Annotated in this window: 14 protein-coding genes; 3 read left to right on the forward strand and 11 right to left on the reverse strand. The window is 70.1% G+C overall.

Annotated features, from left to right (window positions below; translation table 11 throughout):
* Window positions 1-103: 103 nt before the first annotated feature.
* Both ACFPA8_RS10555 and ACFPA8_RS10560 read right to left on the reverse strand, forming a co-directional pair.
* Window positions 104-1705 (reverse strand): ABC transporter substrate-binding protein, encoded by a 1602-nt coding sequence (locus ACFPA8_RS10555; protein WP_386445818.1) that lies wholly within the window; start codon window positions 1703-1705, stop codon window positions 104-106.
* A gap of 817 nt (window positions 1706-2522) precedes the next feature.
* The gene (locus tag ACFPA8_RS10560) at window positions 2523-2984 is read right to left on the reverse strand and encodes a lamin tail domain-containing protein (protein WP_386445821.1); all 462 of its coding nucleotides are present in this window, start codon (window positions 2982-2984) and stop codon (window positions 2523-2525) included.
* Between the two features lie 209 nt (window positions 2985-3193).
* On the opposite strand from ACFPA8_RS10560, the gene ACFPA8_RS10565 reads away from it, so the two are divergent.
* Together ACFPA8_RS10565 and ACFPA8_RS10570 are read left to right on the forward strand one after the other, a co-directional pair.
* The gene (locus ACFPA8_RS10565) at window positions 3194-3370 is read left to right on the forward strand and encodes a hypothetical protein (RefSeq protein ID WP_386445824.1); all 177 of its coding nucleotides are present in this window, start codon (window positions 3194-3196) and stop codon (window positions 3368-3370) included.
* A 1265-nt stretch (window positions 3371-4635) separates the two neighbouring features.
* On the forward strand, window positions 4636-5373 hold the full coding sequence (locus ACFPA8_RS10570; protein WP_386445826.1) for a response regulator transcription factor: 738 nt from the start codon (window positions 4636-4638) through the stop codon (window positions 5371-5373).
* Between the two features lie 92 nt (window positions 5374-5465).
* Here the strand turns inward: ACFPA8_RS10570 and ACFPA8_RS10575 are convergent, their stop codons facing one another.
* Window positions 5466-7721: an ATP-binding cassette domain-containing protein gene (locus ACFPA8_RS10575; protein WP_386445829.1), complete on the reverse strand. Its 2256-nt coding sequence runs from the start codon at window positions 7719-7721 to the stop codon at window positions 5466-5468.
* Window positions 7722-7783: 62 nt separating this feature from the next.
* On the opposite strand from ACFPA8_RS10575, the gene ACFPA8_RS10580 reads away from it, so the two are divergent.
* Entirely contained in the window at window positions 7784-8734 is a 951-nt protein-coding gene (locus ACFPA8_RS10580) for a helix-turn-helix transcriptional regulator (protein WP_386445832.1), read from the forward strand.
* A 44-nt stretch (window positions 8735-8778) separates the two neighbouring features.
* Here the strand turns inward: ACFPA8_RS10580 and ACFPA8_RS10585 are convergent, their stop codons facing one another.
* From ACFPA8_RS10585 to ACFPA8_RS10620, 8 genes are all read right to left on the reverse strand, one after another.
* Window positions 8779-10215: a flavin monoamine oxidase family protein gene (locus tag ACFPA8_RS10585; protein WP_386445835.1), complete on the reverse strand. Its 1437-nt coding sequence runs from the start codon at window positions 10213-10215 to the stop codon at window positions 8779-8781.
* A 211-nt stretch (window positions 10216-10426) separates the two neighbouring features.
* Window positions 10427-11650 carry a glycine oxidase ThiO gene (gene thiO, locus ACFPA8_RS10590; RefSeq protein ID WP_386445838.1) on the reverse strand — a complete coding sequence of 408 codons (1224 nt, stop codon included), beginning with the start codon at window positions 11648-11650 and terminating at the stop codon, window positions 10427-10429.
* Between the two features lie 62 nt (window positions 11651-11712).
* The gene (locus tag ACFPA8_RS10595) at window positions 11713-12915 is read right to left on the reverse strand and encodes an MFS transporter (RefSeq protein ID WP_386445841.1); all 1203 of its coding nucleotides are present in this window, start codon (window positions 12913-12915) and stop codon (window positions 11713-11715) included.
* A 5-nt stretch (window positions 12916-12920) separates the two neighbouring features.
* Complete coding sequence (locus tag ACFPA8_RS10600; RefSeq protein ID WP_386445844.1) at window positions 12921-13694, reverse strand: VOC family protein; 774 nt, start codon at window positions 13692-13694, stop codon at window positions 12921-12923.
* A 325-nt stretch (window positions 13695-14019) separates the two neighbouring features.
* Complete coding sequence (asnB, locus tag ACFPA8_RS10605) at window positions 14020-15888, reverse strand: asparagine synthase (glutamine-hydrolyzing) (RefSeq protein ID WP_386445846.1); 1869 nt, start codon at window positions 15886-15888, stop codon at window positions 14020-14022.
* A gap of 73 nt (window positions 15889-15961) precedes the next feature.
* Window positions 15962-17155 (reverse strand): cytochrome P450, encoded by a 1194-nt coding sequence (locus tag ACFPA8_RS10610; RefSeq protein ID WP_386445849.1) that lies wholly within the window; start codon window positions 17153-17155, stop codon window positions 15962-15964.
* A 130-nt stretch (window positions 17156-17285) separates the two neighbouring features.
* The gene (locus ACFPA8_RS10615) at window positions 17286-18344 is read right to left on the reverse strand and encodes an SAM-dependent methyltransferase (RefSeq protein ID WP_386445852.1); all 1059 of its coding nucleotides are present in this window, start codon (window positions 18342-18344) and stop codon (window positions 17286-17288) included.
* Between the two features lie 38 nt (window positions 18345-18382).
* A complete protein-coding gene (locus ACFPA8_RS10620) occupies window positions 18383-20182 on the reverse strand; it encodes a gamma-glutamyltransferase family protein (protein WP_386445855.1) in 1800 nt (599 codons plus the stop codon).
* Window positions 20183-20235 lie beyond the last annotated feature (53 nt).

Raw genomic sequence — 20235 nt, forward strand, 5'->3', positions numbered from 1 at the left:
AAGCCGTGAGCTTGAACTCCCGGCCGTGCGGCGGCGATTGCCGTGACGGCGCTGTCCGCTCCGCTCAGCCGGGTCCTCGAAGTCGGGGGCCGGGCGCGGCCCTTCAGCTGCTCACCCCGCGGTCGAGCTCCCACAGCTGCAGCAGGGACGAGGAGTTGAGCGCCCACTCGACGCCTGTGATGTGGTCACGGGCAGCGATGTACTGCTTGCCCTGCCAGAGAGGCAGCACCGGAACCTCGTCGGCAACGATCTCCTGGGCGCGGGCGAAACTCGTCGAGGCGTCTGCACGTTCGGGCTCACGCCGGGTCTTCGGTATCAGTTCCTCACGGATCTCCTTGTTGGAGTACGGGGAGTTCAGGACGTTGTTCTTCTCGAGGAAGGGCGCGATGAAGTTGTCCGCGTCCGGGAAGTCCGGGAGCCAGCCGAAGCCGTAGACCTGGTACTCCCCCTTCAACGCTGCGGAGCTGTAGGAACTCGGGGACTCACCCTTGACGGTCACGTCGAAGAGCCCGCTGTCGTCCAGCTGCTTCTCGAGTACCGCGAACTCCCTGGCGGACGTGCCACCCCGGCCGGTCTCGGGGTGGTGCAGGGTGATTTTCACCGGGGTCTTCACATCCGCTTTGCGCAGGGTGCGCTTCGCGGCTTTGACGCTCGGCTCGCCGTACTCGTTGAAGAAGGAATTCGTGTGCCCCAGCAAGCCGCCGGGGACGAGGGAGTACAGCGGCTCAGCGGTACGCGAGTACACGTCGCTGACCAGCTGCTTGCGGTCGACGACCCGGGCGAAGGCCTGCCGCACCGCACGCTGTCCCACCGTCTTGTCCTCCGTGTCGAAGACGAGGTAGCGGACGCCCTGTCCCGGCTGCTCGACGAGGTCGATGCGCTTGTCCTGGTCCGCCTCCAGCCGCTCGATGTACCGGGACGAGATGCCGCGGTTCATCATGTCGATTTCGCCGGAGCCGAGCGCCTTCTGCAGGGCCTCCGAGGTGGCGAAGAAGCGCAGCTCGATCTTCTCGTTCTTCGCCTTGGGACCGCCCCGGTAGTCCGGGTTCCGGGAGAGGAGCACCTTGCGGCCCTTGGCGTCGAAATCGTCCAGTACGTACGGACCCGAGCCGGTTCCCTCGGAGCCCTTGACGAGGCGGTCGGCGGGATAGGTCTGGCTGTCGACGATCGCGGCGGCCGGGGTGGCGAGCTTGAACGGGAAGGTGGCGTCCGGCTTCTTCAGATGGAAGACGACCTTGTTGCCGCGGTCGGACTCGACCTTGTCGACGTTGCTGAGCAGTGAGGCCGGACCGCCCTTGAGGTTGATGCGGAGCAGGCGTTCGGTGGAGAACTCGACGTCCTCGGCGGTCAGTTCGTTCCCGTTGGAGAAGGTCAGCCCGCCCCGCAGAGTGCAGCTGTACCGATCGTTCTCCTTGTCGGTGAAGCCGCACTTCTCGGCCGCGTCCGCCACCGGGTCGGTGCCCGTCCGGGGCGGCCGCAGCAGCGTCTGGAACGTGTTGCGCATGATGTTCCAGGAGCCGATGTCGTAGGAGCCGGCCGGATCGAACGGCGCGGGGGTGTCCTCGGTGACCGCGACTCTCGCCGTCGTCCCCACCACGATGCTCTTCCCCTCGCCCCCTTTCCCGTCCACTCCGCCGCTGCAGGCGACGAGCGTGGAGGCGAGCAGCCCGGCCAGGGCGAGCGGCGTGAGAGTCCTGCGGTTCATGGTCGGCGCCCTCCTTCATCTGTCGCACAGGCGAATGGAGCGGAGAGACGCCAATACTTCCGCAGTGACAATCTGGCGCAGGGCGGCGCGGAATGGCCACCCCGATCCAGACATAAGATCACCCGGGTCCGCAATACGGACACAGGAATGTATCGCACGTCAGCGAACCAATGTGGGCACAATGGTTCGTGGATCGCCCGTCTATCTCGATTTCCACCACGTGAGCAGGGAAGTTGTCGATGCCTCGCTCAATTATAAACTCAAAGCGCCAACACCGGTACCGCGCGGGCGAGTTCACTCGTTCGACCAGCATCGGCGAGCAGCGGAGAATACGCGTGCCGGACCTCAGACAAGACTTGTTCGCGATTTCCGGATCGTTGCACCATTGTCCCGACATGGCAGACTCGGCAGGAAGTCGCGAAAATACAAGCCATGACTGGTTCCGACGCGACGCCGTCCGCCCCGTGGTTCAACCCGAACCGGCTGATGGCCGCCGTTCTCCGACTGCCTTCGTGACGGCCTTTTTCCGGCCGCTTACGCCTATTCTTCCGCAGCCCAGCAGATTTGCCTTTTCGACTTCTTGGCGACTTGGGCGGCTATTCCTTGCCAGAGGTTCAGATCGCCCGATGCCCGCCCGCAGTGACGCATTCGGAGCAGGCTCCGGAACCTGGCAGGGCTGCTTCGCAGAACCGCCCGGCCCGGAATCTCCCGGCTGCGGAGTCCTGCCCGGGGCGCACGACGGACCCGGCAGGGCGAACACCGCGCTCCATGACCGGAGTTTCGGCCATGGAGCGCGGAGCGGGTGCCGTGCTACTGGTCAGCGGCGGTGGTGGTGGCCCCAGGACTTGGTGTCGATCCAGCGGCCGCGGTGATCGCGGAGGGTGGCGGCGTCGCGGTTGTCCCATACGTAGGAGCGCCGGTCCTGGTACACGTGGTGGCGGTTGTCGCGGCCGATGCCGGTGTGGACACGGACCGAGTCGTGGCCCCGCAGCCACACGTGGTGGAAGCGGTAGCGGTTCCCGTCGCGGTCGGTGAGTGTCCAGCCGTTGAGCTGCACCGGCTTGCGGCCGGTGTTGCGCACCTCGACCCATTCCGCGTTCAGGCTGCGGTTGGAGCGGGTGTCCCAGCCGGGGCTGTCGTACTGCACCTGTCCGATCATCACGCCCGAACGGGGCGGGTGCGGGACGTCGGCGGCCGTGGCCGGCAGGGCCGCCGCGCCCAGAAGGGCGCCGGAGGCCAGCAGCGTTGCCGCGAAGCGGAGCGGACGAGAAGCAGACATGTGGTGTCTCCTCGAAGTCGTGCACACACGGCCGGACTTGGCCGGCCGGTGCGATCGGGTTCCCGGCCGAGTGCCGAGGCCATCAATGTGATGGGGCATCTACGCCGATAAGCCGCACACGAGGGCTCATTACACAATGAAGACAAATCCGAGACCTGCCGGTGCCCAGAGGCACGGCTCATTCGGGGCACCTGCGGGAGTCGCAGGACGTGGACGGACTGTTCCTCATCGAGCACGCATACCGTCTCGGACTGATAGAGGCCGACCAGCAGTTCGTCCAGCGGTTCCAGGAGTTCGTCCGCGAAGACGGAACGGCATTCGGCCGCCACTGGCGCCACCTGCACGCCGAAGAGCGGAACGGAGACCTGCCGTCGCAGACCGAGTGACGGGACGGACTCACAACCGCCGCACGAACCAGCCGTCCAGCGAGGATCACGCGTAGCACGTGCCCGCGGAGGGACGCGGAGTGCAGGACGGAGGGGGTACGCGGTCGAGCGGGAACGCGGCACCGCCCGGGGCGTGTTGCACCCGTGCCGTATCGAATCCGGCGTCCCGGCACGCCTGCTCCTTGGCGAAACAAAATCATTGGTCAAGACCAAGACGGCAGTCCCGATGACCTTCTAGGGTGAGGGCCACAGAGGCGAGGGAGGCTCGTGCGTTCCTGGTGCACTGCGACCGCTGGATGGCCGACCACCATCCGGCTCCCGGAAACGGACACGCTGATCAACCGTCCCGGTCCGCTTGCCCTGGTCTGGGCGGCTCGGAAATCACAGAAAGACCTGGTGGCCCGTCAACCTGGCGGCCACGTTCACTTCCTGTTACCGGCTGTTCAGTCCGGCACGGGATTCCCGCTCTCCGGCTTTCATCATGAGGTGGAACCCTTGCCGCCGAAGGGTCGGCACCTTCGGTCGCCAGGGCCGCGGATCTCCGGCTCCCTCGACCGTGCATTCCTCGACAGCCGCCCGTTCTCCGGGCGTGCGACCGCTCGTGCCGTCTCACGAGCCGTCGGCCGAAGCCCTCTTCCGATCACGCACCCCCTCCGCACGCACGTCAGCCCGCAGCTCTCTGCACAGGAAGCGTCCATGGCTACGACGAAGAGCGACCGCGCACATCGAGTCGAGCGGGACCCCATGGCCGTGCACAGCATCCTGCCTCGCACCCCGGCGAGGGCCGCCGAGCAGCCGCCTGCCGACGGGATGCTCCACCGGACCGCAAGCCGTTTATTCCCGGCCGACGCGGTCACAGGCACAGTACGAGCCCGAGCGACGGAAGAGGCCCCACTGCCGAACACGCTTCTGAGCCGAGCAATTCCCGGAGGAGAACGACCACTTGCGGTGGCGGTCCAGGGCAAGTGCGAGCCGTCCGGCAGCGGCACCGCGTCCACCGGAGCCTTGCTCAGTCCGCCGGCCCTGCCGCGTCGGCCCAGGAGACCCCCGAGACGGAACAGCCCGGCGCGACACGGGGCGCTTCGCTGACCTCAGCCCCGAGTCCCGGGCCCGGACGCTGTGCGGCGTGCCAGGCGGACAGGTCGTCACGCAGCGGCCCCGAACCCTGAACGGGTCACGCTGCGATGCCGCGATCACCAAGCGGCCACGGCGGCTTGGGGGAGCCCGGTCGGGCCATGACCACACCAACGAGAAAGGGGGAAGCTTTGATCGACCAAGAAGTGCGCGTGCTGCTCGCTGCGGACTGCGAGGGGGCCGAGGAGATGGTCAAAGACCTCGAGCGCCACGGTTTCGAGACCGAGAAGGTCCAGACCGGCGCAGAGGCCATGGCCTCCGTCCGCAAGTTCGACGTCGTTCTCATCGATCTCGACCTTGCCGACTTCGACGGACTCACGTTGTGCAAGAGAATCCGCGCCGCCAGCAGCGTCCCCATGATCGGCTTTTCCTCCATCCACGAGGTGGACCGGATACTGGCCCTGGAAGGGGGATGCGACGACTGCATCTCCAAGCCCTACCGCAGCCGGGAACTCATGGCACGTCTCGGAGCGCTGCTGCGCAGAGCCCAGGCTCAGCTCCAACCGTTGCTGTTCGCAGGCCAGTTGGAGATCGACCCCAATCTGCGCAAGGTGCGGATGGGCGGCCGCCTGATAGAGCTGACCCGCAAGGAGTTCGAACTGCTCCACGTGCTCGCGGCGGAGCCGGGGAAGATCTTCTCCCGGTCCGAACTGCTGCAGCGGGTATGGGAGTACGACACCCTGGACCCGGAAGTGACCTCGTTGGCCAGCCGGACGATCGACACGCACCTGAGCAGCATCCGCAAGAAGCTCGGCTCCCCGGAGTTGATCGTCACCGTCCGTGGGATCGGCTTCCGCATGGGGAGGGAAACGTCGGCGGACGGGCCGAGCTGGGACGAGGAGGACCGTTCGGAGGGGGAGGCGGGGTAGGTCCGTGGACCGTGCCCACCGCGTGTCCGTACGATTCCCGCGGTCCTCGGCACCGCAGAGCGCCGCCCGGGAGAGCAACCGCTGAGGACGTGTCAGCGGTCCGCCGGGGTTGCGGAGACGTCCCTGCGCAGCGCCTCGGCGGTGGCCGTGCCGGTGATGCCGGCGACGGGGCCCTGGTAGAGGATCTGCCCGCCGTGCTTGCCGGGGCCGGGGCCCAGATCGAGCATCCAGTCGGCTCGCCGGATGACGTCGAGGTTGTGCTCGATCAGTACGACGGTGTGCCCGTGGTCGACCAGGCCGTCGAGGAGGCCCAGCAGGGTGTCGATGTCCTGGAGGTGCAGGCCGGTGGTGGGCTCGTCGAGGATGTAGAGGGCCGGAGTGGTGGAGTCGCGAAGCTCCTTGGCGATCTTCACGCGCTGGCACTCGCCTCCGGACAGGGTCGTCAGCGGCTGGCCGAGGCGGAGATAGCCCAGCCCGACTTCGTCGAGGTGACGCAGGGCCCTGACGATCGCACGGTCCGGGAGCCGGTGAACGGCCTCGCTGATGGTGAGGTCGTCGATGTCGGCGATGGACAGCCCGTCCACCGTGTACCGCAGAACCTCGGGCGTGAAGCGGCGTCCCCGGCAGGTCTCGCAGACCGTTTCCTGCTCCTCCATGAAGGCGAGGTCGGTGTAGATGATCCCGAGGCCCTTGCAGTCCGGGCAGCCACCCTCGGAGTTGGCGCTGAACAGGCTCGCCGCGACGCCGTTGCGGCGGGCGAAGAGCTTGCGGACGGGGGCGGCGATCCCGGTGTAGGTGATCGGGGTCGAGCGGCGGTTGGCGCTGACCGGTTTCTGGTCGATGACGGCAGCGTCGTGCTGGGCGATCAGTTCGCCGGCCAGGCTGCTCTTCCCGGAGCCGGCCACGCCGGTGAGCACGGTCATCACGCCCGTGGGGATGTCCGCGGTCACGTTCTTGAGGTTGTTGCGCGTGGCGTCGGCCACAGTGATGTGCCCCCGCGGTGTGCGCGGATCGTCCTTGATGCGCCGGTGCTGCCTCAGTGCGGCAGCCGTGGCGGTCCCGGCCCGGCACAGCCCGTCGAAGGTGCCCTGGTAGACCAGTGTGCCCCCCTGCCGGCCCGCGCCCGGTCCGACCTCGACGACCTGATCGGCCACGGCCATGACCGCGGGGTCGTGCTCGACGACCAGGACGGAGTTGCCCTTGTCCCGCAGCTGCCCCAGCAGCTCGGTCATGGCGGAGACGTCGTGGGGATGGAGTCCGACGGTGGGCTCGTCGAAGACGTAGATCATCTCGGTGAGGCTGCTGCCCAGGTGCCGGAGGGTCTTGATCCGCTGTGACTCGCCGCCGGAGAGCGTCGTGGTGCCACGGCCGAGGTGGAGGTAGCCGAGCCCGATGGTGACCATCGCCTGGAGCCGGTCGGTCAGCGCGGAAACGACAGGTGCCACACTCGCCTCGGTCACCTCCTTCACCCGCTCCGCGAGTTCGCTGACCTCCATCCGCGCCATCTCACCGATGGTGTGGCCCAGCACCCTGGCGCTCCGGCTCTCCTTGTGCAGGCGGTCCCCGTGGCAGTCCGGGCACACCTCGGAGCGGGTGAACTCGGTGAGCGCCTTCTTCTTGCGCTCGGACATGTCGTCAGAGCTGCGCAGGTAGATGCGCTCGAACCGCTCGACAACGCCCTGGTGGTCCCTGGGCAGCTGCTTCGCCACCGCTCCGGCGGCCCCGGGGCCGTACAGCAGTGCGTCCCGCTCGTCCTGGCTCCAGTCGCGCAGCGGCGTATCGAGCGGGAACACCCCGATATCGGCGAATTTGGAGTACCAGTAGCCGCCGGCGGCGAACCCGGGCAGCAGCACGGCACCCTCGCTCAGCGACTTGTCCGGGTCGACGAAGCGGTCGACGGCGCTGGCCACGACCTCACCGAGACCCGAGCAGGTAGGGCACATGCCCGCCGGGTCGTTGAAGGAGAAGCAGGTGGCCTCGCCGACGTGCGGAGTGCTCACCCGGGAGAACAGCAGCCGCAGGTAGGTCCAGATGTCGGTGATCGTGCCGACCGTGGAGCGGGCGTTGCCGCCCAGCCGCCGCTGGTCGATCACCACCACCGGAGAGAGTCCCTCGATGTGGGCGACCTCGGGACGGGCCCATTTCGGCAGGCGGTTGCGGACGTAGGGCGGGTAGGTCTCGTTGAGCTGGTAGCCGGCCTCGGCTGCGATCGTGTCGAACACCAGCGACGACTTGCCCGAGCCGGAGACACCGACGAAGACCACGATCTGCGCGCGAGGTACATCGACGTCGAGGTGCTGCAGGTTGTGGGTGCGGGCTTCGCGAATGCGGATGCTGTGGTGCGCCATGGTTCGGACCCTAGGGGATGATGTGGCCGGAAAATGGCCGCAACTATTGGCAGACTGTTTCCGTGGCTGACGTGACGCAACGGACCCTCGCGCTGCTGGTGGTGCTGCAGTCGGGAAAGAGATTCACGGGTGAGGAGCTGGCAGCCCGGCTGGACGTTCCCCCGCGGACCCTGCGGCGCGACATCGGCCGGCTGCGCGGCTACGGGTACCCCGTCGAGACCCGGCCGGGACCGGGCGGCCACTACCGGCTCGCGGCCGGGCAGGCCATGCCGCCGCTGGTACTCGATGACGACGAGGCGATCGCCACGCTCCTGGGCCTGGCCGCGCTCGGCGCGACCGGCAGCGCGAGCGAGGGAAGCATCGACGAGGCGGCGATCCGCGCCTACGGCAAGGTGGACCAGTACCTGCCCAAGCGGCTGCGGCCCCGTGCGGCCGCGCTGCGCGCCAGCCTGGAGACGATGCCGACGCCCGCACCCAGTACGAGCGCGGAGACCCTCAGCACGCTCGCCGAGGCGATCGCGCACGAGCGCGTCGTGACGTTCCGCTACGTCGGGGCGAGCGGCAAGGCCACCGACCGCGAGGTCGAGCCGCATCGCCACATCCACCTGCACCAGCGCTGGTACCTGCTGGGGTGGGACGTCGTCAAGGAGGGCTGGCGTGTCTTCCGGCTCGACCGCGTCGCCGAACTGCGGGTGCACAACCGCACGTTCACGCTGCGCCCGCTGCCGGACGGGGCCGGCACCGACTACCTGCGGGAGGGCATCGGCCGGTACCGGCAGCGCGTGGTGCTGACCATCGACGCCCCCCTGACAGCGGTCGCCGACGCGTTCGCCCGCCAGGACGCCGATCTCACCGGGGCGGAGGGAGGCGGGACCCGCGCCGTGCTCATGCTGGATTCCTGGCAGTGGCTGCTGCCGGCGCTCGCCTTCCTCGACGCCGACGTCACCATCGAGGAACCCGAGGAATTCCGCACGGCCTTCCGGCACTTCGCCGCCCGGCTCGCACGCGCCTGACCCGCCCCACCGTCCGGCAGCGCGCGGCATCACGCCACGCGGCATCACGCGGCCGACAGCTCGAGGACCGTCCGGAGCCCGGATTCCAGCGCGTAGTTCATCGACCCGCCGTTGGGTTCGTAGGCGGTGTGCTCGCCGGCGAAGTGGAGGCGGCCCTCCGGACGCCGGGCGTGCTCCATGAGGTCGTGATGCCCCAACTCCGGGAGGATGTACGCGCCTTCGATGTGCCGCTCGTTGTCCCAGGCGACGGACGTCCCCAGCTCGAAGTGCTCCCGCGCCCCGGGCAGGATCGGCTCGATCTCGGCGAGCGTGAAGTCGATGCGCTCCTCCTCACCCATGTCCGCCACCGCCTGGGCGGACCAGCCGCTGAACCAGCACTCGAGGATCTTGCGGCCCTCCGGCCGGCGCGGCGTGGCGTCCCGCACGGTGCCGACCGGTCCGTCGGTGGAGAGCATCAGCTGCTGCTCCGGCCAGAACTGGCGGCGCATCTGGAGGGCGATACGGCTGGCCGAGGCGTAGCGGAGCCGGCGCATGGTCGCGTGTTTCTCCGCGGACAGTCCGGCCGCCGCCAGGTTGATGCGCCGCATCCCGCTGAAGGGCGCGGTGACGATGACGCGGTCCGCGCTCAGGGTCTGGAGCCGGTTGCGGTCCAGGAAGGTCACCTGCGCCTCGTGCTCGTCCTGCGCGAGGCGCACCACGGGGGCCCGGTAGACGATCCGGTCCGCGATCTTGCCGGCCAGGGCCCGGGCGAGCATGTCGGTGCCGCCCTTGATCTTGTTCCACTTGGTGCCGGCGTCGAAAAGGGAGCGTGGGCCCGACTCGTAGCGGGCCCACGCCATCGCCGAGGCGGAGCCCAGCTCTCCCCCGCGCATCTCCAGGAAGAACGGCTCGATCAGGCCGATCGCGGCGGCGGAAGCGCCGCGTTCGTGCAGGACCTCGCGCACCGAGCGCCTGTCGAGCTCCAGCAGCCGGGGCGAGACGCTCCATGCCGACGACAGGAGTTCCGGGCCGATCTCCTCGTTCGGCTCGGTGACGTACCGGCGCACCATCTCCGTGATGCTCAGGTCCTTCTCGTGCGGGTGCAGGCCGAGGAGCGAGGCGTGATCGGCTGTCGTGTCCGGCCGTATTCGGACACCGCCGCGGTAGTAGGAGAAATCTGTGCCCACGAGGTCGCTCGGCTCGGTCTCCAGGCCCGTCTCCCGCAGGTAGTGCACGGTGTAGTCGCACTGGTTGGTGACGGTCATCGCACCGGCCTCGGAGCGCAGACCGTCGGAGAAGGGGGCCCGTATGGTCCTCGTGCGGCCGCCGGGATGGCCGGAAGCCTCCAGCACCGTCACGCGCGTGCCCTGCTTGATCAGTTCGTAGGCGGCGCCGAGTCCGGCCAGTCCGGCACCCACGACGACGACGTGGTCGATGCCGTGGTGGGGCGGGAGGCCGGTCTCGAAAGCGGTCTTCGTGTCTTGCTGTGTCGGCCAGGACACGTGCGTCCTTTCGTCGAGGGCACCGGAACACCGGGTGCGAGATGGGGGTGCGAGGGAGCGTCAGGGTGCGCAGCAGGCGCCGGCTGGGCCCGGAAGCACTCTGCTGCCCGTGGGAACGCGGGTGCGCTCCGGGCGTCGCGAAACCCTGCCGGGTACCCGGCACGTCCGCTCCGGGAGCGACGGGTGGCGCCCGCCGCGCGGCGCGGCAGCGTCACACGTAGGCGGTGGCACGGGCTGCGGCGGCGGGGGCGGCGACACCGGGGAGGTCCTGGCCGCGCAGCACCGCGGTCAGGGCCTCGACGGTCAAAGGGACGAGCAGGAGCCCGTTGCGCCCGTGTCCCGTGGCCGCGAACAGGCCCTCGGGGCCGACAGGACCGAGCAGCGGCATGTTGGTCTCGGTGCAGGGCCGGAAGGAAGCGGCGGTCTCCTCCAGGGCGTAGTCGGCCACGCCGGGCAGCACCTGCTCCACGTCGGTGAGCAGGTTGCGGACCCCGCCGACGAGCACGTCGGGGTCGAACCCCGCGTCGTGCTGCGTTGCCCCGACCACCAGCCGCCCCCGGGGCCGCGGCACCAGGTACACCGGCCGCCCCTCGACAGCCGTGCGGATGGTGTGCACCGGAGGCAGCGGCGACGAGGGCCGGGCGCGGATCCGCAGGATCTCGCCCTTCACCGGCCGCACCCGGTCCGCCAGGACGGGGTGCAGCCCCGAGGACCAGGCCCCGGCGGCCACCACGACGCGGCCCGCGGCGAGCACGCGGCCCTCGACCTCGACGCCGGTCACCCGCTCGCCGTCGTCGACCACCCGGGCGCCCCGCGCGCGGCAGAAGACCACGCCCTGCGCCTCGCCGGCGGCGGTGAGCGCCGCGAGCAGCGCGCGGTTGTCCACGGCGAGGTCGCCGGGTATGGCCAGGCCCGCGCGCACCGATGTGCCGAGGGCCGGTTCGCGGCGGCGTACCTCGTCGCCGGTGAGGGGTTCGAGGCCGTGGAATCCGCGGTCCTGGAAGTGCTTGCACATCCGGTCCAGGGAGGCGACGTCGGTGGAGTCGACGGCCACTTGGAGGATGCCCTCGGTCCGCAGCCCCACCGGGCGGCCCGCGTCGGCGGCCACCGCGTCGGCGAACGCGGGCCAGCGCGCCACCGAGGCGGACCCCATCTCCAGGACCTCGGGCTCCCCCGCCCACGCCTCGGTGACCGGCCCGAGCATGCCGCCGGCGACGTGCGAGGCCCCGCCGCCGGGCTCGGGATCGAGCAGCACCACTTCGCCCGCCACCCCTTCGCGGGCCGCGGCCCAGGCCACCGCCGCGCCGATGGCGCCCGCGCCCACCACGACCAGCCGGTCGCGGGCTGCCGTCGCGGACAGCTGCTGGATACCGCCGTGGGGAGCGAGGCCGTCGTCCCTGGCAGTGTTCGTCTCGTGCTGCGTCGGCCAGGACACGGTTGTCCTTTCGTCGGATGCACCGGAACATCCGGTGCTGGATGGAGGGTTGTGCCGGCGCGTCAGGGCTCCTTGCCGCCCTGGTGCGTGGCGGGCGCCGTCGCGGCCGGGACGGACTGCTCGGCTGGTGCGGCGCGTTGCCGGAAGTCGGGAAAGAGGGTCGCCACCCCGATGAACGCCATGATCGCGCCGGTCCAGAGGGGCGCGGACAGCCCGAGCCCGGCGTCGATTCCCAGACCGCCGAGCCAGGGCCCGACGGCCACACCGACGTTGATGGCCGACCCGTTGAGGGCGTTGACCAACGCGCCGTTGTCGGACACCGACATCACGCGGGCGGCCATGGCGGGGTTGAGCGGCAGCCCGATCAGGCCGAGCAGCGCGGTGGCGACGACCGAGGGCACCTGGTGGGTGAGGGTGAGCGCGAACCCGGCCAGCACGATGGTCAACGCGATGAGGCCGCCGAACAGGATCGGCCGCATCCAGCGGTCCGCGAAGCGGCCGACGACGGTGTTGCCCACCACGGTCGCCACGCCGTACATGGCGAACAGCACGGGGACGGTGGACGAGGAGAAGCCACCCGCGTCGGTGAAGATCGGGGACAGGAAGCTGAAGCCGGTCACGACCGACCCGATGACCAGGGCGTTGGTCGCGTACGCGCCCCACAGCCGCGCGTTGCGCACCACCCGGATCTCCGACCGCAGGTCGGGCATCCGGCTTCCCGGCACGGCCGGGACCCTCGACATGACCGCGACGATGCAGAGCAGGGCCAGTGCGTCCACGGTCCAGAAGCTCGCCCGCCATCCGGCGTGCTGCTCGATGACCGTCGCGGCGGGCAGCCCTGCGACCTGGGCCACCGTGATGCCGCCGTAGAGGACCGCCATCGCCCTGCCGCGGCGCTCGGCGCCGACCAGATGCACGCACACCGCTGCGCCCACGCCGAAGAAGGCCGCGGCGGCCAGCGCCGTCACCACCCGCGCCACCACGAGCACCCAGTACTCCTGGGCGAGCGCGCCGAGCGCCTGACCCAGGACGAACACCACGAGCAGCCAGATCAGCGACCGTTTCGGAGGAATTCGGCGCATGGCGACGGTCAGCAGCGGGCCGCCGACGACCATCCCGAAGGCGTAGACCGACACCAGGTACCCGACGGCGGCGACGGACACGTCCAGTTCGCCGGAGATGCCCGGGATCAGCCCTGCCACCATGATCTCTGTGGTGTTGAGGGTGAAGATCGCGACCCCCAGCACGTACACGGCGATCGGCATGCCGCTCACTCCGCCGTCGGCAGGGCGAAGGCGCTCCACCGGTTGCCGGCAGGGTCCAGGAACTGGACGATCACCAGGCCGTTCGCGTCGGAGACCGGTCCCATCACCGCGCTGCCGCCGGCCGCCTCGGCGCGCTCGAGCACATCCGTCGCGTCCGCGACGCGCAGCCCGGGGATCGCGTAGTCGCTCACGCCGTCCATCCCGGACAGGTCGAGCACACCGCCGATCTCCCCGAGCCCCGGGGCCTGAATGCTGTAGTAGGCCACGCCCTCGGCTGCTTCGTCGCGTTCGGTGCTCCAGCCGAACGCCTCCTGACAGAACCTCCGCGTCGCGGCCAGGTCGGTGGTGCCGATCTCGAAGAACGCCGTCGCGTTCGGCCCGGGGGCGGCACGGGGCTCGGGTCGTGCTGTCGGTGCCGCGGGTTCCAGCAACCCCAGCCGGTTGCCCTGCCCGTCGAGAACCACCGCGTGGATGTCGCCCGCCGGGGTGCGCGCGGGCTCCTCGGCGAGTGTGGCGCCCAGCGGCTCCAGGGTGCGGATCGTCGCCCAGGCGTCGGAGCACAGGACGCCGATGCAGAGCGCGTCCCGATCGCCGCGGCGCAGCGCCCCCATGGGCATTCCGGCGCCGGGCGCGGTGATCGTGCAGTACGCGTCCCCGCTGCCGAAGGCGTCGAAGGTCCAGCCGAAAAGCTCCCGGTAGAACTCGCGGCTGCGCGACGGTTCGGTGGCGGTGATCTCGAACCAGCCCACCCTCGCCGGATGCGCGTTCGACGTGCCCATCAACTCTCCTGACATCTCGTGCTCCGGGATCGCTGTGCTGTGCAACCCGTTGGGTTGTGCGGCCCGTTGGGTTGTGCGGCCCGTTGTGCTGTACGGACGGGGTCGGTCGGCTCGCTCGCGCACCGCTGCGAACAGGGCGGCTCTGCCGTGGCACGCCGGCCACCGTCGCCGGTGGTCGTGCCGTGCCACGGTCGGCTCTCCAAGCACGCGGACTGCGGTGTCGTGCACACACCGCAGGGAGAGCGCGGGCTCCGGCCACCGGCCTGCGCCGTGACGCGGCTGCGCCTCACGTCCCTCGTGCGCGGGAGGACGGGCCCCGGGAGGCTCAGTGCGTCAGGTCGAGGCTCACATCGGATTCCTCGAGCCAGAAGTTGAGCCGTACGGGGGTCTCGTCCTGGAGTGCGCGCTTGGTCATCGACGACGACGCGCCGGGCGCCTCGTCGAGCTGCTGGTGCACTGCGTCGAGGTCGAACAGCGGAAGCGCCGGCGAGTTGGGCTCCGCGACGATCTTCTGCAGTTGCTGGCGCATCGCCTGGTCGTAGCCGGCGTCCTGGGTGGAGGGGTAGGGGGCCTTGCGGCGTTCCACGATCGACGGGGGCAGCAGGTCCCGCGTCGCCGCACGCAGCAGGCTCTTCTCCCGGCCGTCGAAGGTCTTCATCGACCAGGGCACGTTGAAGACGTACTCGACAAGGCGGTGGTCGCAGAAGGGGATGCGCTCCTCCACGCCGCTGGCCATGCTCAGCCGGTCCTTCCGGTCCAGGTTGATCGGCAGGAACCGCGTCATGTTCAGGTAGGTGGCCGCCCTCATCCGCCGCTCCGTGGCGCTCTCGCCCTCCACGTACGGCACCTCGGCGAGTGCCGTGCGGTACTGATCGGCGATGTACTCGGGAAGGTTCAGCTCCCGTACCAGGTCACGGTCGAGGAAGGCGGTGGACTGCTCCTCGACCGGCTTGTCCTGGAGGGCGTGCCAGGGGAACGTGTCCGCCTGCACTGCCCGCTGGTCGTGGAACCACAGGTATCCGCCGAAGAGTTCGTCGGCCGCTTCGCCGGAGAGGACGACGGATGCCTCCTCGCGAATCGCCTGGAACAGCAGATGGATCGAGGGCCCGTGGTCTCCGATGCCATAGGGCAGGTCGAGGGCTTTCCAGACCGCGGCCTGCGTGTCCGGGGCGGCGAGGTCCGCGGTGTTCAGCACGACCTCCCGGTGGCTGGTCCCCACGTGGGCGGCCAGTTCCGCCACGTAGGGAGCGTCCGGGGCCGCCCGCAGCGGCTCGGGCTGGAAGTTCTCCACGTGGCCGACGAAGTCCAGGGAGAAAGTCCGCAGCCGGCGTTTCCCGGTGGGGTCGAGGGCTTGCTGGGCGAGGGCCGTCAGCGCGCTGGAGTCCAGCCCTCCGGACAGCAGGCTGCACAACGGGATGTCCGCCACGAGTTGCCGGGTCACGATGTCGTCCAGCAGGTCGCGCACCGTTTGGACGGTCGTCGCCCGGTCGTCGGTGTGCTCCCGGGCCGGCAGTTGCCAGTACTTCTCCTCACGGTGCCCGCCGTTGCGCACCCGCAGGAGGTGACCGGGCAGCACCTCGTACATCTCCCGCAGGGGGGTGCGGCCCGGAATGCGGAGGAAGGAGAGGATCTCCCTCAGCCCGTCCAGGGAGAGGACGGCCTTGCTCTCGGGGTGGGCGAGGATCGCCTTGGGCTCGGATCCGAACAGCAGGCCGTTGGAGGTCGGGTAGTAGAACAGCGGCTTGATGCCCAGGCGGTCGCGGTACAGCAGCACCTCGTCGCTGCGGCCGTCCCAGATCGCGAAGGCGAACATGCCGTTCAGCCGCTGCACGAAGTCCGGTCCCCACTCCAGATACGCGCGCAGGACCACCTCGGTGTCGCACCGGGTGCGGAACTGGTGGCCGCAGGCCCGGAGTTCCCCGCGCAGTTCCTGGAAGTTGAACACCTCACCGCTGTAGCAGATCGCGGCCACGGGCCTCCCGTCGGCCGTCGTCTCGGGGGTGACCATGGGCTGAGCGCCGTTGCCGGGGTCGATCACCGCCTTGCGCCGGTGCCCCAGCGCCGCGTGCGGGCTCAGCCACACCCCTTCGTCGTCCGGGCCGCGCAGGGCGAGGGTGTCCACCATCTGCTGGACGACGCGGCCCTCGGTGGTCAGATCGCGGTCGAAATCGACCCAGCCGGTGATTCCGCACATCGCACTCTCCTTGGACGTAGGTGAAATCGGACGTGGACGTCGTCGGCCCGTATCCCGGCTGGACTCACGGGGGTCAGGCAACGCGGACCGGGAGACTCTCCAGGCCCCGTGTGATGCTGTTCGGGCTGCGGGCGGGCTCCCCGGCCGGCTCGATCTTCTCCACGCGCTCGGCGAGCGCGCCGAAGAGCGCGTTCGCCTCCAGCGTGGCGAGCGCGCGGCCGGGGCAGTTGTGGACGCCGAAGCCGAAGGCGGCGGAGTCCGAGGGGTTGCGCCGCACCTGGAAACGGTCGGGCTCGGGGTAGCGGCGCTCGTCCCGGTTGGCCGAGCCGTAGGAGAGCACCACGGTGGCTCCCGCGGGGATCGTGACCCCGTCGAGGTCCACGTCGCACGTGGTGACACGGGCGAAGGTCTGGACGGGGGCTTCCATGCGCAGCCCCTCCATGAACGCTCCGGAGACGGCAGCCGGGTCCTGACGCACCTCCGCCCACTGGTCCGGGTGCTGCGCCAGGAGCCACAGGGTGCTGGAGATGCCGGCGATGGTGGTGTCCACCCCGGCGCAGGCGTAGGCGCTCATCGTCATCAGCGCCTCGTTCTCCGTGATCTCACCGCGCTCGACCGCCGCCCACACGATCTGGCCGAAGCTGTCGGGAAGCAGCTTGGCGGGCGTCGCCTTGGTGGTGAGGTAGCGCATCAGCTCCTGCACGTCGGGCAGCGAGGAGGACTGGAAGTCGCTCGCGGGGCCCATGAAGTTGAACGCGCCCAGCGCCCAGTCGAGGATCTTCTCGCGCTCCTCGTCGCGGGGGAAGCCGATGAGGTCCAGCACGATGTCCACCGGCAGCTTGCGCGCGAAGTCGCGGACCCCGTCGAACGTCCCCCGTGCTACGAGGTCGTCGACCAGTTCCCCGGCGAGGCGCTCGATGTCGTCGGCGACCTGGCGCACGTACTTGGGGCGGAGGGCCTCGTCGAAGACCTTCCGTACCGATTTGTGGAGCGGCGGGTCCATCCCGAGTATGGACCCCTCCATCAGCTCGTTCGTCCTGGGGTTCATCGCGACGCCCTCGGCCGAGCTGAACCGCTCCCAGTCCACGAGCGCCGGGCGCACGTGTTCGTACCGGAAGAGGCCGTAGAGGCCGTAGCGGGTGAGGTGGACGGCGGGGCCCAGGCTGCGCAGGACCGCGTAGTGGGGGTAGGGGTCCATCAGTGCCGCGGGGGAGAAAAGGTCCACGTCACTCTCGGGCATCAGGCCCTGGCTCGTGGCTGAGGTCATCTGGCTCACTCCCGATGGTGCGAGTAGCAGTCCGGCGGATGCGCGGAACGACCGGGGAAGCCGCGGCCGCCGTGCGGCCACGGGTTGCAGGCCCACCGGCGCACCGCTCGGGGCACGCCGGGCGCCGTCTTCAGCTCGGCCGCGCCGCGAGGTCGTAGAAGCAGATACGGGGCCCGGCGCCGGGGCGGGTGTAGACCTGGCGGCAGGTCAGCCGGGACTTGTGGAAAACCTCGAACCAGGCGGAGCGGTCGCGGGGGAGGCCCTGCCCGCTCAGCACATGGATCAGGAAGAAGTCGTCGTCGTTCTCCCGGCCGTCGAAGCGCAGCTCCGGCTCGCCGACCAGCAGGATCTTCAGCCGGGGCAGCAAGCTCGCCATCTGGTCCAGCAGGTCGACGACGGCCTGTTCACCGTTCCGGAAGTGCTCGTGCAGCGCGCTCATCATGCACAGGCCGTCCGCCTCTCGGCACACCGCCGGCCACGTCTCCGGGGCGAAGGCGTCGCCCACGACGAACTCCACCCGGTCCGCGACGCCGGACTGCTCGGCCAGATCGTTCGCCCAGGCGATGGCGTCCGGGTCGATGTCGATGCCGACGCCGGTCAGCGACGGGTCGCGCCGGCAGGCGTCGACGAGCAACTGCCCGCCGCCGCACCCGACATCGAGCATGCGCGTGACGTCGCGGCCCTGCATGGCCTGGAGCACGGCCGGTGTGTGGAAGAAGGAGAACAGCGTGGCGCAGTGCGCCCCCAGCGCCCCGCCGTCGCGGACGACGTCCTTGCCGTAGACCGCCTCACCGTTCAGCAGCTCACCGATCCGGCTGGTCACCCCGCCGTAGGCTTCGACGTAGATCCCGAGCCGGGCGAGGGAGACGTCCGTGGTCAGGCACTCCCCCAGCTGGGTCAGGAGATACTCCTCCCCCTGCCTCTGCAGGATGCCGCGCTGCACCAGGTACCGCAGGAAGCCGGCGCCGATCTCCGGATCGATCCCTTCCAGCAGGCCGTTGCCGGGGTGCCGCGGCCCGTGGCGCAGCCGCTCCAGCAGCGGCGTCGTCGACAGGGCGTGCACCGCGTGGCACACGTGCATGGCGCTGATCATCTCGGGCAGGTCGGAGAGCGTGAACTTCTGCCATTCCCACCGCTGTTCCGCATCCTGCAGTTCAACGATCGGCGGCGTGCTGTTGGCGGGCGTCACGGGCTACCGTCCTTTCACGGAGGGGTCGGAGTCGACTGCTATGCGCATCCCGCGTAGGCATGCCGGCCGCGGGGGCTGGCGGCCGCGCGGACGAACTCCCCGTCCGGGGTGAATCCGGTCGCGCAGACCCGCCCGAGCGAATAGGCCGGCACCAGTTCCATCTCGTGGCCGCGTCGCCGCAGCGCTTCGGCCGTCTCCGGCGCGCAGGTCTCCTCGGCCACCAGCACCCCCGGGCGGAAGGCGTGCGGCGTGAAGGAGGCGGGGACCTGGTCGGTGTGGAAGGCCGGGGTCTCGGTCGCGTGCTGCAGGTCGAGCCCGAACTCGACGGCGTTGAGGAAGAATTGCAGCGTCCACTGGTCCTGCCGGTCGCCGCCCGGCGTCCCGAAGGCGAGGTACGGCCTCCCCTCCCGCAGCACGATGGTGGGGCTGAGGGTCGTCCTCGGCCGCTTGCCCGGCTCCAGCGAGTTCGGGAGCCCGGGCACGAGGTACATGGACTGGCCGCGGGTGCCCAGCGGGAAGCCGAGGCTGCCGATGGCCGGGGAGCTCTTCATCCACCCGCCGCTGGGGGTGGCGGCCACCGTGTTGCCGTGCCGGTCCACCACGGTCACCGTGCAGGTGTCGGCCTTCGCGGTGGTGGCCTGGAGGATGGTCGGCAGCCCGTTGCGCAGCTGGGACATCACCTCCGAGTCGGGCTCGGTGTCCTCCGGCGTGGGCAGGGGCGGAAGGGAGGGGGTGCGGCCGTCGGGAGATCCGGGCCGGAGGGTGAGCGCGGCGGACTCCCCCACCAGGGCACGTCGCTGCTGCGCGTACTCCGCGGAGAGCAGGGTGGTGAGCGGCACGTCGGTGAAGTCCGGGTCGCCGTACCACGCCTCGCGGTCGGACATGGCCAGCTTCGTGCACTCCGCCACCGTGTGCAGGTAGTCGGCGCTGCCCTGCCCCATGGCCGGCAGGTCGAAGCCCTCCAGCAGGGCGAGCTGTTGCAGGAACACCGGGCCCTGCGACCACGGTCCGGGCTTGAAGACCTGGTGGGGGCCGTAGGCGCGGCTCGTCGCGGTCTTGACGGTCGGCTCCCAGCGGGCCAGGTCCTCCCCGCTCAGCAGAGCCCGGTGGCGGCGGCCGGTCGCGTCGAGCTTCGGCCCTGAGGCGAGGAATTCGGAGATCTCCTGTGCCACGAAGCCCTGGTAGAAGGCGTGGTGGGCCGCGTCGATCTGCGCCTCGCGGTCCGGTGAGGCGGACTCCGCGGTCTTCAGCAGCCGCTGGTAGGTCTGGGCGAGCGTGGGGTTGCGGAACCGGCTGCCGGGGGCGGGGGCGGGGCCGCTGGTGAGGTAGGTGTGCCCGGAGCCGGTCCACTCCTCGCGGAACAGCGGGGCGAGCGTGGTGATGGCCAGAGCGGTCTCGGGAAGCAGCGGGAAGCCGTCCGACGCGTAGCCGATCGCCGGCTCGAGGACATCGGCGAGGCGCATGGTCCCGAACTCCGAGAGCAGCCGCATCCATCCCCCGAACGCGCCCGGCACACAGGCGGGCAGCAGCCCGGAGCCGGGGATGCTGCTCACCCCGAGCCGCTCGAAGGCCTCGATGCCGGCGGCCTGCGGCATCGGGCCCTGGCCGCAGATCTCCTGGACGTCATCGCGTCCGGCGCGGTGCGCCACGATGGATACGTCCCCGCCGGGGCCGTTGAAGTGCGGCTCCACCACCTGGAGGACGAAGCCCGCGGCGACGGCGGCGTCGAAGGCGTTGCCGCCGGTGGCGAGGATGCGCATGGCCGCGGACGAGGCGAGCCAATGGGTGCTGGCGACGGCACCGACGGTGCCGTGGAGTTCCGGCTTGGACGGCAGCATTGCAGCTACTCCCAACTGCGGGGACGACGTATTCGGGTAGGAGCCGCGCGGCG

The organism is Streptomyces ovatisporus (assembly GCF_042653885.1).
Taxonomy (GTDB): Bacteria; Actinomycetota; Actinomycetes; order Streptomycetales; family Streptomycetaceae; genus Streptomyces; species Streptomyces ovatisporus.

What these genes read in the sequence shown, in the direction of transcription:
- ACFPA8_RS10560 (WP_386445821.1), bottom strand. Translation starts at nt 2,984, where the DNA reads ATGTCTGCTTCTCGTCCGCTCCGCTTCGCGGCAACGCTGCTGGCCTCC.
- ACFPA8_RS10555 (WP_386445818.1), bottom strand. Translation starts at nt 1,705, where the DNA reads ATGAACCGCAGGACTCTCACGCCGCTCGCCCTGGCCGGGCTGCTCGCC.
- asnB (WP_386445846.1), bottom strand. Translation starts at nt 15,888, where the DNA reads ATGTGCGGAATCACCGGCTGGGTCGATTTCGACCGCGATCTGACCACC.
- ACFPA8_RS10610 (WP_386445849.1), bottom strand. Translation starts at nt 17,155, where the DNA reads ATGACCTCAGCCACGAGCCAGGGCCTGATGCCCGAGAGTGACGTGGAC.
- ACFPA8_RS10575 (WP_386445829.1), bottom strand. Translation starts at nt 7,721, where the DNA reads ATGGCGCACCACAGCATCCGCATTCGCGAAGCCCGCACCCACAACCTG.
- ACFPA8_RS10620 (WP_386445855.1), bottom strand. Translation starts at nt 20,182, where the DNA reads ATGCTGCCGTCCAAGCCGGAACTCCACGGCACCGTCGGTGCCGTCGCC.
- ACFPA8_RS10600 (WP_386445844.1), bottom strand. Translation starts at nt 13,694, where the DNA reads ATGGGCACGTCGAACGCGCATCCGGCGAGGGTGGGCTGGTTCGAGATC.
- ACFPA8_RS10595 (WP_386445841.1), bottom strand. Translation starts at nt 12,915, where the DNA reads ATGCCGATCGCCGTGTACGTGCTGGGGGTCGCGATCTTCACCCTCAAC.